Origin of the sequence: Winogradskyella costae (assembly GCF_013403865.1) — a bacterium.
Classification (GTDB): domain Bacteria; phylum Bacteroidota; class Bacteroidia; order Flavobacteriales; family Flavobacteriaceae; genus Winogradskyella; species Winogradskyella costae.
This window is the reverse complement of sequence record NZ_JABFDK010000001.1, coordinates 1,628,839-1,644,876: the sequence shown is the minus strand read 5'-3', so window position 1 is coordinate 1,644,876 and position 16,038 is coordinate 1,628,839. Positions and strand designations below refer to the sequence as shown.

General features: G+C 35.2%; 12 protein-coding genes and 1 tRNA gene. 6 read left to right on the top strand and 7 right to left on the bottom strand.

Annotated features, from left to right (window positions below; genetic code table 11):
- Positions 1-33 precede the first annotated feature (33 nt).
- Positions 34-1,266, bottom strand: a complete 1,233-nt coding sequence (nusA, locus tag HM986_RS07005; RefSeq protein WP_115810445.1) for a transcription termination factor NusA — start codon at positions 1,264-1,266, stop codon at positions 34-36.
- A gap of 13 nt (positions 1,267-1,279) precedes the next feature.
- Positions 1,280-1,744, bottom strand: coding sequence for a ribosome assembly cofactor RimP (gene rimP, locus HM986_RS07000; protein ID WP_179334317.1), 465 nt, complete (start codon positions 1,742-1,744; stop codon positions 1,280-1,282).
- A gap of 154 nt (positions 1,745-1,898) precedes the next feature.
- On the opposite strand from rimP, the gene HM986_RS06995 reads away from it, so the two are divergent.
- Positions 1,899-2,723 (top strand): universal stress protein, encoded by an 825-nt coding sequence (locus tag HM986_RS06995; protein ID WP_179334316.1) that lies wholly within the window; start codon positions 1,899-1,901, stop codon positions 2,721-2,723.
- A 234-nt stretch (positions 2,724-2,957) separates the two neighbouring features.
- Here the strand turns inward: HM986_RS06995 and HM986_RS06990 are convergent.
- A tRNA-Gln gene (locus tag HM986_RS06990) sits at positions 2,958-3,034 on the bottom strand.
- 151 nt (positions 3,035-3,185) lie between these two features.
- On the opposite strand from HM986_RS06990, the gene HM986_RS06985 reads away from it, so the two are divergent.
- Both HM986_RS06985 and HM986_RS06980 read left to right on the top strand, forming a co-directional pair.
- Positions 3,186-6,584: a glycosyltransferase family 117 protein gene (locus tag HM986_RS06985; RefSeq protein ID WP_179334315.1), complete on the top strand. Its 3,399-nt coding sequence runs from the start codon at positions 3,186-3,188 to the stop codon at positions 6,582-6,584.
- Positions 6,585-6,591: 7 nt separating this feature from the next.
- On the top strand, positions 6,592-7,290 hold the full coding sequence (locus HM986_RS06980) for a polysaccharide deacetylase family protein (protein ID WP_179334314.1): 699 nt from the start codon (positions 6,592-6,594) through the stop codon (positions 7,288-7,290).
- A gap of 15 nt (positions 7,291-7,305) precedes the next feature.
- Here HM986_RS06980 and HM986_RS06975 read toward each other — a convergent pair whose 3' ends face one another.
- The gene (locus HM986_RS06975) at positions 7,306-7,602 is read right to left on the bottom strand and encodes a thioredoxin family protein (RefSeq protein WP_179334313.1); all 297 of its coding nucleotides are present in this window, start codon (positions 7,600-7,602) and stop codon (positions 7,306-7,308) included.
- A gap of 108 nt (positions 7,603-7,710) precedes the next feature.
- Positions 7,711-8,940, bottom strand: a complete 1,230-nt coding sequence (locus tag HM986_RS06970; RefSeq protein ID WP_179334312.1) for a metallophosphoesterase — start codon at positions 8,938-8,940, stop codon at positions 7,711-7,713.
- A 314-nt stretch (positions 8,941-9,254) separates the two neighbouring features.
- On the opposite strand from HM986_RS06970, the gene HM986_RS06965 reads away from it, so the two are divergent.
- Entirely contained in the window at positions 9,255-10,265 is a 1,011-nt protein-coding gene (locus HM986_RS06965; protein ID WP_179334311.1) for a N(4)-(beta-N-acetylglucosaminyl)-L-asparaginase, read from the top strand.
- On the opposite strand, the gene HM986_RS06960 is transcribed toward HM986_RS06965, so the two are convergent.
- A complete protein-coding gene (locus tag HM986_RS06960; protein WP_179334310.1) occupies positions 10,262-11,674 on the bottom strand; it encodes an aldehyde dehydrogenase family protein in 1,413 nt (470 codons plus the stop codon). The two genes, HM986_RS06965 and HM986_RS06960, sit on opposite strands and share 4 nt — an antisense overlap.
- A 277-nt stretch (positions 11,675-11,951) precedes the next feature.
- On the opposite strand from HM986_RS06960, the gene HM986_RS06955 reads away from it, so the two are divergent.
- A complete protein-coding gene (locus tag HM986_RS06955) occupies positions 11,952-12,212 on the top strand; it encodes a hypothetical protein (RefSeq protein WP_115810461.1) in 261 nt (86 codons plus the stop codon).
- Between the two features lie 83 nt (positions 12,213-12,295).
- On the opposite strand, the gene cphA is transcribed toward HM986_RS06955, so the two are convergent.
- Positions 12,296-14,938: a cyanophycin synthetase gene (gene cphA, locus HM986_RS06950; RefSeq protein WP_179334309.1), complete on the bottom strand. Its 2,643-nt coding sequence runs from the start codon at positions 14,936-14,938 to the stop codon at positions 12,296-12,298.
- A 97-nt stretch (positions 14,939-15,035) separates the two neighbouring features.
- On the opposite strand from cphA, the gene HM986_RS06945 reads away from it, so the two are divergent.
- A complete protein-coding gene (locus HM986_RS06945; protein ID WP_179334308.1) occupies positions 15,036-15,899 on the top strand; it encodes a cyanophycinase in 864 nt (287 codons plus the stop codon).
- Positions 15,900-16,038: the final 139 nt, after the last annotated feature.

Sequence of the window (16,038 nt, the reverse complement as noted above, 5' to 3'; positions counted from 1 at the left end):
AATTACAAAATTCATTTTGAAAATAAATGGATATTATTCTTCAAATTCCTCTCTTAGAATTCTAATGACATCTAAGATTGTTTCTTCTTCTAAATCTGTACGCTTCACTAAATCAACAATATCCTGTTCTAAAATACTCTTTGCAGTATCTAAACCAGCTTTGCTAAATTCTGAAATTACCCAACCTTCTATTTCGTCTGAGAATTCTTTTAATTCAACATCTTCTTCTGCTCCTTCTCTAAACACGTCTATTTCGTAACCTGTTAACTGACCAGCCAAACGAATGTTGTGACCACCTCTACCAATAGCTTTTGAAACTTCTTCTGGTTTCAATAACACTTCAGCTCGCATATTTTCTTCATCTAATTTCAAAGATGTTACTCTTGCCGGGCTTAATGCTCTTGTTACAAAAAGTTGAATATTGTTAGTGTAATTAATAACGTCAATGTTTTCATTCCCTAACTCACGCACAATACCGTGAATTCTTGAACCTTTCATACCAACACAAGCACCAACTGGGTCAATTCTATCATCATAAGAATCTACTGCAACCTTCGCTTTTTCACCAGGAATACGCACCACCTTTTTAACTGTAATTAAGCCATCAAAAACTTCTGGTATTTCTTGCTCAAATAATTTCTCAAGAAATACAGGAGAGGTTCTAGACATTACAATTGCTGGCTTACTTCCTTTTAATTCAACACTTTCAATAATCCCTCTCACATTTTCTCCTTTTCTGAAGAAATCCGAAGGAATTTGCTTGTCTTTTGGAAGTATAATTTCATTACCATCATCATCTAACAAAATGATTGCTCTATGACGAATATGATGAACTTCTGCTGTATAAATCTCACCTTCAAGCTCTTTAAAGTGCTTGTAAATGTTTGTATTATCGTGTTCGTGAATTTTAGAAATTAAATTTTGTCTCAAAGCTAAAATTGAACGTCTTCCAAGGTCAATTAATTTCACTTCTTCAGCAACATCTTCACCAACTTCAAAATCAGGCTCAATTTTCTGAGCTTCTGATAATTCAATTTCTTGATTTGGCTCTTCTACCTCACCATCAGCAACGACGATACGGTTTCTCCAAATTTCTAAATCACCTTTATCTGGGTTTATAATGATATCAAAGTTGTCGTCATCACCATACTTCTTCTTCAATGCATTACGTAATACATCCTCAAGAATTGCCATTAGCGTAACTCTATCTATTAATTTGTCGTCTTTAAATTCTGAAAATGACTCAATTAACGCTATATTTTCCATATATTGATATGAATTAAAATTTTATTTTAACTTTCGCTTCTTTAATATTATCGAAAGCAATAGCTGCTGTTTTAGCGACTGTTACTTTTCCTTTCCCTACTGGTTTTGGCTCTCTAGCTTTCCAGCTTAAAACCACTCCATCTTCGCTTACTTCTGTAAGCTCTCCTTCTAAATCTTGATGATCTAAGGTTTTTACCTCTAAATTTCTACCTATATGCTTATTATACTGTCTAGGCAAAGTTAATGGAGATGCTGCACCAGAAGATAAAACTTCTAAAGAAAAATCATATTCTTCTCTATCTATGTTGTTTTCAATAGCTCGACTTATAAACATACAGTCTTCTACTAACACACCATTATCACCGTCTATTACTACTTTAACCGCATTATCTCCAGACAAAGTAAAATCTATTAAGAACAGATCTTGTCTTTCTTCTAATGCGTTTTCTAATAAGTCTTCTACTATTTTCTTAAACATTTGTTGATATAAAAAGAGAGGACTTTTCGTCCTCTCGCTTATTCATTTTTAGTAAATAACGGTGCAAATATACGAATTTTATATTAAATCACCCAAGCTATGTAATACGGATTTATTTCCTTAAATTTAGAAGGACTAACATAAACCAATAAACATGAATAGAATACTCGTTCCAACTGATTTCTCCGAACAAGCAGAAAACGCATTAAAGGTAGCCGCCATACTTGCTAAAGCGCATAACGCAGAGATCTATTTATTACATATGATGGAGATTCCTATGCAGCAAACGGACCCTGGCCAAGCACAAAGTGATATTCCTGAAACTTTATTTTTTATGAAGTTAGCCCAAAAAAGATTTAAAAATCTCATGGCTCAAGACTATTTAGAAAACATAACAGTTCACGAAACTGTAAAAGCTGATATCACTTTTAACGAAATTAAGGATTCTTGTAAAGAACTTAACATCGACCTAATAGTTATGGGATCTCACGGAGCTACAGGTATGAAGGAAATGTTTGTGGGCTCTAATGCAGAAAAAGTAGTACGCTCTTCTGATGTCCCCGTATTAGTGATAAAAAATGAACATGAAAATTTTGAAGTATCAGATTTTGTATTTGCATCAGACTTTAAAAATGATAATAAAGAAACCTACATGCAAGCCGTGAAGTTCGCACAGGCTTTTGGGGCTAAAATACACTTACTACTCGTTATAACCTCTAGCAACTTTATGACGTCTTACGAGGCCAAATCGAGAATCAATGATTTTATATCTGGCCAAACATTTGATAATTACACCATTATTATACACAATGATCATACTGTAGAACAAGGTATTTTAAATGTCTCTAAAGACTTAGACGCAGATCTCATTGGCATTAGCACTCATGGCAGACAAGGTATTGCACATTTTTTTAACGGAAGCATCAGTGAGGACTTAGTAAACCATGCCAAGCGACCAGTTATTACTTTTAAAATCTAATTCGGAAAGAATCTAGATTTCTATAATCTCAAAGTTAAGACTAATAGTTTTTTAAAAGACACGTCTTAATTTTAGAAGTACCATGAAAAAATCCTAATCAGTATTGATTAGGATTTCTCTTTTCCAATCGTTCTACTCCATAAAACTACTGCGTTTAACATGGTTTCTCAGCGCATTAGACAATGTCTTAAATAAAAAAAATCCTAACTCGTAATCGAATTAGGATTTAAACTTTGGTTGGCCTACTAGGTTTCGAACCTAGACTCTTCTGTACCAAAAACAGATGTGTTAGCCAGTTACACCATAGGCCAATCTCTTATTTTGAGGGTGCAAATTTAATACAAAGTTTTACTTCTGCAAAAAAAAACAGGAAAATTTTTAAAAATACTTAACGTTACCTTAAAAATGAGCACGTTTGGCTAATAATTAGTAAATTCGCGAGCATTAATAAGCAAAGTTTTCATGACAGATTTTAACTTTAAAAAGTGGAACAACATATTAGGATGGGTTGTTTTTGCCGTAGCATGCGTCGTTTATGCACTTACCATAGAACCAACAGTTAGTTTTTGGGATGCGGGTGAGTATATATTAACCTCATCTAAACTACAAGTAGGACATCCACCAGGAGCACCTTTATTTCAAATGTTTGGTGCGTTTTTCTCCATGTTTGCTTTAGAACCTTCGCAGATTGGAGCCATAATGAACATGATGAGTGGTGTTGCAAGTGCATTTACCATACTTTTTATGTTTTGGACCATTACTTTACTGCTTGTAAAACTTACTAAATACAATGAAGATAAAAACCCCAATAAAGCCTATGCTATTTTAGGAAGTGCTTTAGTTGGTAGTTTAGCATTTACATTTACCGATTCATTTTGGTTTAATGCTGTAGAAACAGAAGTGTATGCCATGGCCACATTAATAATGGCTGTCTTATTTTATTTAGGACTCCGTTGGGAACAAGATATGAATGAGCCGCGAGGCAACCGTTGGCTCGTTCTCATAGCTTTTGTTATTGGTTTATCCTTTGGAGTTCATTTTATGGGATTATTAACGATTCCTGCAATTGGCCTACTCTATTATTTTAAAAATTATAAAACAATTACGGTTAAGAATTTCATTATTGCAAATATTGCCTCCGCCGCAATTCTACTTTTTATATTTAAATTTCTATTGCCCTCAACCTTAAAACTTTTTGGATATTTAGAAGTGTTTTTTGTAAACACTATCGGTTTACCATTTAACTCAGGAACTATTATTACTGGTTTAATGGTTATTGCCTTGTTTTATTTTGGCCTGAATTACACCCGTAAAAAGGGCATGAAGCACACCAACACATTAGTGCTATGCCTTATGTTTATTTTTATAGGGTTCTCATCTTGGATGATGCTTCCTATTCGTGCAAATGCTCAGGTTGTGATTAATGAAAACAACCCTTCAGATGCGAGAGAGCTCTTGGCGTATTACAACTTGGAACAATACCCTGAAACACATTTATTCTATGGTCCTTTCTTTACAGAAGTCTATTCTGGAGCAGATAAGGATGAACCATTTATTGATGATAAAAAGAATTACGAACGCGATGATGAGCTTGGGAAATACGTTATTATAAACGATTGGGAGAAAAGTAAGCAGAATTACAATCACGAACATGCCTCTATACTACCACGTATGTGGAGCTCAGAACATGCTGAAAACTACATGATGTTTACTGGGTTAATAGACTTTAAAGTTGATCCAAGTTTACAAACACGTGCTTACAATGAAGCCCTAAATGCTGGTTTAACAGAAGAACAATCGGCACAGTATGCCCTGGGAGAAAAACAACAATTTGACCAATTAATCAACGACTTTAGAATGCGTGTAGCTAATGGAGAAATAGATTATGACGGTTATAATCAATTTTTAAAACGTTACGGTCAACAGTATTTGATTATTGAAAAACCAACCTTCATGGACAATATTATGTACATGTTTCAATACCAATTTGGTTATATGTACTGGCGTTATTTTATGTGGAATTTTACAGGGAGACAAGATGACATTCAAGGACGGTATACGCATAAAAACGGAAATTGGATATCTGGAATTAATCCTATAGACACCATTCACTTAGGTATATCTCAAGATAATTTACCCACAGATGTGCTAGAAAACAAAGCGAGAAACACTTACTACTTCTTACCTTTAATATTAGGACTAGCAGGTTTCTTTTTCTTAATGTACTCTGACTTAAAGCGTTTTTGGGTATTGTTAGTATTCTTCCTATTGACGGGTTTAGCCATTCAATTTTACACCAATGTAAGACCTTTTGAACCTAGAGAACGTGATTATTCTGTTGTAGGCTCATTTTATGTTTTTGCCATATGGATTGGTTTTGGCGTGTATGCCATTTACGATTTGTTGCAGTCGCGCATAAAAACAAAACTTTTGGCTCCGGTTGTAACATTAGCTTGCCTTGTTATCGTTCCGGGAGTTTTAGCAGCAAACAATTGGGACGATCATGACCGTTCTGGTAAGTACACCACCAACTCTATGGCTCGGAAATATTTAGAGTCTTGCGCACCAAACGCTATTCTATTTACCATTGGAGATAACGATACCTTCCCACTGTGGTATTTGCAAGAAATAGAAGGTGTGCGTACAGATGTACGTGTCGTTAACACAAGCTTATTTCAAACGGATTGGTACATTGATCAAATGAAACGTAAAGCATATGATAGTGAACCCATTCCATCACAGCTTACACACAACCAATATAGAGGAGGCACAAGAGATGTCATTATTAGAAGAGAAATCACCAATGACACGTTACCTATTAAGGATTTTATGGATTTTGTTTCTAGTGAAAAGCCTAGTACAAAATTTAAGTATGTTACAGAAAAACAAGGTGAAGATTCTAGCCAATACCCAAAGCATTTATTGAATTCCAATTATTTCCCAACACGTAGTATCAGTATTCCTGTAAATAAGGAAATGGTACTAAAAAATGGTGTGGTTAAGCAAAAGGATGCTAATAAAATAGAGGACAACCTCTACACTCAAATTGAAGGTAGTTACATTTATAAAAACCGTCTTTTAATGTTAGATATCATTGCTAACAATAATTGGGAACGTCCTATTTACTTTACAGGCGGTGCCTTTGGTGCTGAAGATTATGTTTGGTTAAAAGATTACTTACAGCTTGATGGTATGTGCTATAAACTCGTACCAATTAAAACAGCCGTAGATCGAGCTAATCCATATGACATGGGACGTGTAGATCCAGAGCTTATGTACGATATGGTTAAGAACTGGGAATGGGGAGGCAGTGGTGAAGAGATGTACTACGATATTGAAACCAGAAGAAATGGTATTACATATAGAGGTAATTTAGCGCGCCTAATTGAGCAACTTATCAATGATAAGGAGTTAGATAAAGCTGAAGAAATAGCAGATATTGCTATGGAAAAAATGCCTGTTGATAAATTTGGTTTTTATTCATTATTAGAACCATACGTTAGTGCGTATTATGAAATAGGAAATGTTGAAAAAGGACGTGCTTTATACAAAGACGTCGCTAAAAAATATCAAGAAAACTTAGTTTACTACAGTAATCTTTCAATTGAAAACCAAGATCGCATGGCGGGTGAGGACATTTATTTAGACATCCAACGCTACAGAGCATTGATAGATATTTTAGTCATCTATAATGACAAAGAATTTGCCTTGCAAGAAACAAAAACCTTTAATAGCTATTTGAGTTTGTTCGATGAACTTATGAATCGTTACAGTCAAGATGAGCTACCAGAAATTCCAAGTGATATAGATTTTAATGAAGCTATTAAGGATACCATAGATCTCATAGCACCAGAGCAGTAATTAGGGTATGCAGATTATTCCAGCTAAAACGCCAGACTTTGTAAAAATAGTGTTTCCAAATTTTATCTGGAATATCAATACCAAAAACAAGGAGCTTTATTTAACGTTTGATGATGGCCCAACACCTGAAATTACAGATTGGGTCCTTTCAACATTAAATGATTACAATGCAAAAGCTACCTTTTTTTGTATTGGTAATAATATTGAGAAACATCCCGATATCTTTCAGTCTATTATATCTGAAGGGCATACGATTGGCAATCATACATACAACCACTTAAAAGGTTGGAAGCATAACGTTAAGGATTATATCGATGATGTCGAAAAAACCCAGCATCTTATAAATTCCAAATTTCAAGAATATCATAAGCACAGTCAAGATGCTTACGAAAACAATTCTGGTTTAACGTTATTCCGGCCTCCATATGGCAAAATTAAACCTAAACAAAATAAGCAGCTTCAAGAATTAGGCTATAAAGTTGTATTGTGGGATGTTTTATCTTACGACTGGGATAATTCTGTAACCGAGGAAGCCTGTCTTAAAAACGTAACCTCTGCCGCTGTGAAAGGAAGTATTATTGTGTTTCATGATAGCGTAAAAGCCTCACAACATTTAAAACATGTACTCCCAAAAGTCTTAGAATATTACGATAAGAGAGGTTTTAAATTTAAAAGTATAAACAACACTTGTCTACACTTATTTTAAAAGATTAGGATTCACCTAAATATATTCTTGAATAATAGTAATCAGAGTATTAACATCTTGCTGCCCACTATGTCTCCATTTCATATCTCCATTCTTGTAGATAATTAAGGTTGGCAATCCTTTAACACGCAATGCTTCAGCGAGTTCTTTATTTTTCTCAACATCAATCTTAATCACTTTAGCTTTATCACCCAATGCAGCTGCGACATCTCTAAGAATAGGATGCATAGCCATAGATTGCTCTTCCCTATCGGTATAAAAATCCAGAAGTACTGGAATTTCAACATCTATTAATTCCCCAAATTTTGACATATATTTTAGTTTTAGTCAAATATATAAGTACTTCAAACTTGTAAACAATTAATGCATAGTTGCTACAAATAAGGTACTCATATCATAAAAATAAGCAATTCTTTACAATTACGCACTTTTCGACCCTTTTTTGAGTTCAATCACTGTGATTTCTGGCCAAATACCAACACGACCAGGATATCCTAAGTAACCAAAGCCTCTATTTACATTAATGTGCTGATCTAACTCTGTATAAATCCCTGCCCATTGCTTATAACGCCATTTCGCGGGACTCCATTTTATCCAACCTGGTATCTCAATTCCGAATTGCATACCATGTGTGTGCCCACTCAAAGTTAAATGGTAATGATATGGATCTTTTAATACTTTTGCCTCCCAATGACTTGGATCGTGTGTCATTAATATTTTAAAATCATCGGCCTGAATTTGAGATGCAGCTTTACCTAAGTCCCCTACTTTTATAAAACCTCCCTTTCCCCAATTCTCTACACCAACTAATGCTATGCGCTGTCCATTCTTTTCAAGATAGCGACTTTCGTTTAACAATAAATCGAAACCAATATCTTTTTGTATCGTTTTTAAATCCTCTAGGTTTTGAGCTTTTTCTTCAGGTGAATTCCAATCGACATAATCTCCATAATCATGATTCCCTAAAACAGAAAATTTACCATCTTTAGCTTTCAATCTTCCGAAGGTATCAAGCCAAGGTAACATTTCAGAAGCTTTATTATTCACCATATCACCTGTAAATAATAATACATCAGATTGTTGCTCATTGATTAAATCTACAGCATATTCAACCTTCTCATGATTATCAAAACTACCCGAATGAATATCACTAATTTGAGTTATTTTATACCCATCAAAGGCTTCTGGAAGATCTTCGTAATGCAATGTATATTTAAGGACTCTAAAGTTATACTTACCTTTAAACATACCATAAAGCAATGAAGACATCGGTATTGCAGCTAATCCTAAGGCGACTTGACTCACAAATTTCCGACGTGATGGCACGTAAAATGTATTATTCTTTGTAACTACTTTATCATACAAACTAATGACACCTCTAATAATATCTTCTCCAATTAAAACTGGTACTAAGACTAAATTAAAGGCCATAAATGCCAATAAAAAACCAAAGGCAAAACTTTTAGATGGTGTTAAAACCCGACCTTCACTAGCAGCCACAAACTGATAGATAAAATTACCGACCACAACAATGGCAATTGCAAAGAATAGATAATAGACCCAAGTCTGTTTGGTTACAGTTCTTACAGCTTGAAAGCCATAAACTGTAATTATTATAAATAAAATAGCAAATAGTATCCAGCGAATCATTTTGTTCTTTTTGAATTTACAAAATTAATAGATATGGCAAGCCACTTCTCTTATTAAAGTGTTAAAGGTTTTTATTTAAGGACTTTAAACTTATTAAAAATTTGGTTTTTAAATTTAGGCCAATAAGAGCGATATTACAAAGGGAATTTTATAAAAACACTCTTGGTCCGCATTTTACTATATTAGATGTCTGAAAATCAGCATTTCTTTTAATCAAGCCTAAACTAAATGCCTTTTATAGGTTTTAATTTGTGTTATAGTTTCCCACAATCGTATCCTTTACTGGCATTACAGAAATACTAAAAAAATTAAGTATGAAGCGTAGAAATTTTATTAAAACAGCGTCTATAACTGGTGTTGGTTTAGCTATAGGAAGTTCTTTAATAAGTTGTAATGACGGAATCTCCAAAGAATCAGCAAACCAAAACGAAGATGCTATCGTTGACACAATGAGACGACCACTAGTTGTGGCTACATGGCATGTTAAAGCTGCAACCGCAAAAGCAATGGAAATTCTCCAAACGGGAGGAAATGCTCTAGACGCGGTTGAACACGGTTGCAAGGTCGAAGAAGCTAATAAAAAGAATCAAACCGTTGGCAACGGTGGTCTACCGGACAGAGATGGTAATGTTACTTTAGATGCTTCGATAATGGATAAATATGGCAATTGTGGATCTGTGATGTATCTTCAAAATATTACACATGCCGTTTCTGTAGCTCGGAAAATAATGGAAGACACTCCACACGTGATGCTCGCTGGCGAAGGCGCCAAACAATTTGCTGTTTCAAAAGGGTTTAAATCCGAAGACTTATTAACGGAATCCTCAAAAAGAGCTTGGGAAAAATGGAAAATTGAAGCCAAATATAAACCCATAATTAACATAGAAAATCACGATACAATAGGCATGCTTGCCATGGATAATAATGGTGATATCTCAGGAGCTTGCACTACAAGTGGTTTAGCCTATAAACTTGGTGGACGTGTTGGTGACTCTGCAATTATTGGATCAGGCTTATTTATAGATAATGACATAGGTGGTTGTGTTGCTACAGGTTTGGGAGAAGCAATTGTTAAAACGGTTGGTAGCTTTTTAGTGGTTGAATTAATGCGACAAGGCAAATCACCGCAACAGGCCTGTGAAGATGCGATTAAAAGAATTACAAACAAACCGAAAAGTAATTTTAGGGATTTTCAAGTGGGCTACGTGGCTATGAATAAAAAAGGCGAAACAGGATGCTACTCTATTCAAAAATCATTTAGCATCACCAAATTCCACAATGGAACAAATGAACATATTCAATCGGATTATTTTAATAAATCCTAAAACCACTTAATAGTTAACCTTGCTAACTTTTCCTTAAACCCAGTATACGGAGGAAACAACAGCTCAGTAACACCATACGTATGTTGTGTCATTACCGAGCGTTCATTACTAAACGCCTTAAATCCAAAGAACCCATGACTTTTCCCAACACCACTATTATTAACCCCACCAAAAGGTAAATTATGGTTGGTATAATGCAATACACTATTATTAATACACGTACCTCCTGCCCTGGTGTTATTTAAAATCGTATTCATATTGGCTTTACTGTTACTATATATATAAAGTGCTAATGGTCGTGGTTTAGAATTAATGTACGCAATGGCCATATCCAAACTATCATAAGTAACAATCGGTAAAATTGGTCCAAAAATTTCGTCTTCGAGCAATTTAGCTTCTGATTTTAAATCGGAAATTATAGTCGGTCCTATATATTTTAAAGCACTATCGGTTTGTCCATCGACTTCAAATTTAGCTTGTAGCGTTTTTGCATTTTCGAGATAAGAACTTAAGCGCTCAAAATGTTTATCGGTGACTATCCTTCCATAAGAATCGGATGCTTTTGGATTATCGCTGTAAAACGTATCAAGCCACTTTTTACACGCCTCTATGAACTGAGTTTTTACACTTTCATCAATCAACACATAATCTGGTGACACGCAAATTTGACCACAGTTTAAAAACTTAGCCCATATGATTTTCTTTGCGGCTTTATCTATGTTAGCTGTTTCATCGATTATAGTTGGTGATTTCCCACCCAATTCTAAGGTTACAGATGCCAAATGTTCCGATGCGGCTTTCATTACAATCTTCCCCACATTTGGAGAGCCTGTAAAAAAGATATGGTTAAAAGGTAATTTTAATAATTGGGTAGAGACTTCAACTTCACCTTGAAGCACTGCAACTTCATCTTCAGAAAACAGAGCCGCAACAATCTTAGCCATTAACGCTGATGAGTTAGGCGTCATTTCAGATAGTTTTATAATAACGGTATTGCCTGCTGCAATTGCAGATATTAAAGGGCCAAACGTAAGATTGAAAGGAAAATTCCATGGCGAAATAATTAAACACACTCCTTTAGGTTCATGCTTTATATAAGAACTAGAGCCTAACATCGCTATTGGTGTTTCTACGCGTTGCTTCCGCATCCATTGATGCAGGTACTTTTTGGCATATTTTATATCTCCTATAATAGCATAGATTTCTGTAAGCTCGGTTTCTACAACTGGTTTACCCAAATCGTTTTGTAATGCAACTTGGATTTCAGTTCTATAAGTCACTTCTATTGCATGTTGAAGCTTGTTTAAAAGTTTCACTCGTTCTTTATAAGTCCGATTACCTACAGCATACTGATTAATGTGTTGTTTCGAAAACAATTCATAATAGGGATTATTGCTAAAATCATTCATAATTAATTGTCTATTTATGGGTACTTCAAGCTTATTTTGTGCATTTCATCGATATTTTCCATCTGGAAGTGTTTTTTATCCAACAAATCATATCGTTTAACTTAAAACGCAACGTATCTAAAGGGCTATGAGCGCATATCATGCATTTCATCGGTGATTTTTACGAGCGGTTTCCAATTAACAGTTTATCGACCGATTTCATCTAAAAATTTCAATCACACTAAATATGTTGCGTTTCTTTGACTCGAAGTTAAAACAAATATAGCTTCCTACAATTATGAAAAAAGGTTTATTCATCATATTATTTTTAACAATGTCTCTTACAAGTTTTGCACAACAAGATGTAAAAACAACTAACGAAACTACGATTGTTGAAACTACTAAAACGGAAAAGCCTGAAACGAATGAAGCTGCTATTTCTCCAGAAATTAAAGCTAAAGTTTTAAAAATGAATCGTAAAAAGAATAACGAAATCATCAGTATCAAATCTTTCAGAAAAAGTCTTCAAATTAGAGTAAAGACTATAAAGCTTTGTTAAGCCATTATAAAAACGCTATTAACCTTATTAAAAAAGCCGAAACTCACGTTTCGGCTTTTTTTCATTATATAATCATTAGTGGATTAATCCGCATAATTTAATTCACCATTCGCTTCTTGCTCTTTAAATTTCTTCACCAACTCTAAAGCATCAGGTATCACGTCACTACACAATATAATAAGTGATCCTTTAACCGCATTCCTAACAGCAAATTTAATCGCTTCTTTTTCTGATGGAATTATAGTCGTTTTCTTATTTGGATCTCGTTGCTTAATGCCATCATCGAGCATCTTAATTAATTCTTGCTCTGTTTTACCTCTTAAACGTTTATCTTGTCTAATAATAATTTCATCAAACATGTCGGCGGCAATCGCTCCCATTTCGTTGTTATCTTCAACACGTCTGTCTCCAATACCTGCAATGATGCCAACTTTTACGGTGGCTTCTAGTTCATTTGTAAACGCTTGCAAAGCTCTCATTCCTGCAGGATTATGAGCATAATCTAATAGAATAGAAAAATCCTTAAATTTAAATAAGTTTAAACGTCCTGGTGTCTGCGAAGCCGAAGGAATAAACGTTTCCAAGCCAGCTTTCATATCTTCAATACTAATACCTTGCACGTGCGCCCCTAAAACGGCTGCTAACACGTTCTGAATCATAAATTTTGCTTTCCCACCATAAGTTAACGGAATGTTTTCTGCTTTCATGAGACGCATTTTCCATTCGCCTCTACAAATGGTGACATAGCCATTTTCATAAACTGCTGTAATACCGTTTAAGCGTTGTAATGCTTTAATATGTGGATTGTTTTCATCCATAGAAAATAAGGCTACATTACAATCCAAACTGCGTCGCATATCGTAGACTAAATCATCATCAGCATTTAAAATCGCATAGCCATCTGGTAAAACCGTTTCTGGCACAACTCCTTTTACTTTTGCTAATTGTTCTATAGTATGAATCCCTTTTAAGCCTAAATGATCTGCTGCCACATTCGTTACAATAGCCACATCACACTTTTTAAAGCCTAAACCAGCTCTAAGTAAACCACCACGTGCACATTCTAAAACCGCAAAATTCACAGTAGGATCTTTCAATACAAATTCTGCACTTGCAGGGCCAGTACAATCGCCCGTCATCAATAAACGATTCTGAATATAAACACCATCACTAGTAGTATACCCCACACGATAACCATTCATTTTAGCAATATGCGCTATTAATCTAGACGTTGTGGTCTTTCCGTTGGTTCCGGTAATGGCAATAATTGGAATACGCCCTGTGTCTCCTTTATTTGGAAATAATTTATCAATTACTGGAGCGGCTACATTTCTTGGCAATCCAGAGGTTGGTGCTAAGTGCATTCTAAATCCAGGACCAGCATTAACTTCTAACACAGCTCCTCCGGTTTCGGATAAGGGCTGCGAAATATCAGTGGTCATAATATCGATACCACAAATATCTAAATCAATAATTTTAGAAATACGTTCTGCCATACTTACGTTTGCAGGATGTATAATATCTGTAATATCTTCAGCGGTTCCTCCTGTACTTAAGTTAGCGGTGTCTTTTAAAATTAAACGCTCACCTTCTGCAATCACAGATTCCAACGTATAACCTGCATCTTTTATAATGGTTAGTGTTAGCTCGTTTGTAGTGATTTTCGTCAATACGTTTTCATGTCCAAATCCACGTCGAGGATCGCTATTCACTTTATCTATTAATTCCTGAACCGTAGATGTCCCATCTCCAATAACATGCGCAGGAGTTCTAATAGCTCCAGCGACTAACCTATTATTAATAACTAATAATCTATAATCTTGACCAACAATAAACTTTTCAACGATAATGGCTCCACTTTTTGAACTTTCCTTTGCATGGTGAAACGCCGCTAAGGCATCGTCATAATTTTGAATATCTACAGTAATACCGCGACCATGATTACCATCAATAGGCTTAATTACTAAAGGATAACCAACATAGTTACAGGCCTCTTCTAAACTGCGTTCACGACGAATAATATCTCCACGGGGCACTTCAACCTCAGCTTGTTCTAATAAAAACTTAGTATCTTCTTTATCGCAAGCCAACTCTACACCAATACTACTTGTTTCAGATGTCACGGTAGCTTGAATCCGTTTCTGATTCGCCCCATAACCCAACTGACACAATGAATATTTATTTAGTCGTATCCAAGGAATACCCCGAGCTTCGGCTTCTTCTACAATAGAACCCGTACTAGGTCCTAAACGATCGGCTTCACGCAATTCTCTCATTTCCTGAATATCGTCAGACAAATCATAAGCATCACCAGCAATTAAGGCTTCACATATTCTCACAGCAGATTTAGCGGCAAAACGTCCTACAGATTCTTCCATATATGAAAACACCACACTATAAACACCGTGCTCTCCATAACCTCTAGTTCTTCCAAAGCCCGTATCCATTCCTGCAAGGGTTTGAATCTCTAAAGCAATATGCTCTATAATATGCCCCATCCAAGTACCGTCATCAACTCGCATAAAAAAACCACCTTCACAACCTTCAGAACAGCGGTGCGAATACATTGTAGGAAACATCGTTTTTAATCGCTCTGGAAAACCTTCAATTTTATTTGAAGGTAAGTCTTCCATCTCTTCAAGATCGAGAACCATTACAATTAATTTATGTCGTCTTACAGACCAGTAATTAGGTCCTCTCATCGCATTAATTTCGCGTATTTTCATGTTCGTTGGTTTGTTTTAGTTATTGAAAGATTCTAAATATAGTATTTTTCACTAAAAAAAATGGCTTATTTTTGGCCTATATTTTTAGATGTAAATTATGCAGAAGATAAAGGGAACTTTAATACCTATTGGAGGAAATGAAGATAAAGGTATTGAAGAAAGTGAAATCTACACACTAGAGTTTATTGACGAAGGAATTTTATTCCATGTCGTTAAAGAAGCTGGAGGGGTTGATGCTAAAATTGTGGTGATACCAACGGCATCTAGTATTCCTGTGGAGGTTGGTGAAAATTACTTAACCGCATTTTCTACATTAGGCTGTACAAATGTTACTGTTTTAGACATTCGCTCTAAGGAAGATTCTGAAACTCCACACGCTATTGAACTTATAAAAAGTGCAAACTGCGTTATGTTTTCGGGCGGTGACCAATCTAAGATTACCGATAAAATTGGAGGGACCATCATCCACACCATTCTAGCGGAACGCTTTGTTAACGAAGCTGGTTTTGTTATTGCAGGTACAAGTGCTGGCGCCATGGCAATGGCCAACGAAATGATTGCAGGCGGAAGTGCTTCTGAATCATTTATTAAAGGTGCTGTGAATATGTATAAAGGCTTAGGATTGATACCTGAGTTAATTATAGATACTCATTTTGTTCGTCGTGGTCGCTTTGGAAGACAGTCTGAGGCTGTTGCTAAATTTCCAAATTTAATTGGACTTGGATTGGCAGAAGATACAGGTATGATTATTAAAAATGGAAATGACTGTACGGTGATTGGCTCTGGGATGGTTATTGTTTTTGACGGAAGTACTTTAACGCATAACAACGAAAAGATATTAGAAGAAGGCACTCCGATGACTGTTGCTAATCTTACAATTCATGTATTGTCTAACGGTGATGAATACAATATTAAAACGCGAAAAGTAAAGGTGTTACCTATTGAAGCCGACTTCATCTAAAAAATCCCTTTGAAAAAAGGGATCTCATTACTATATATTTAGTTTTCAATATTTTACTAAAATCCAGACACGGCTTTAGTCTCTGCAGTTATTACACAGAGATGCGCAGTGGTTTCACGGAGTTTCATAGAAAAATAGG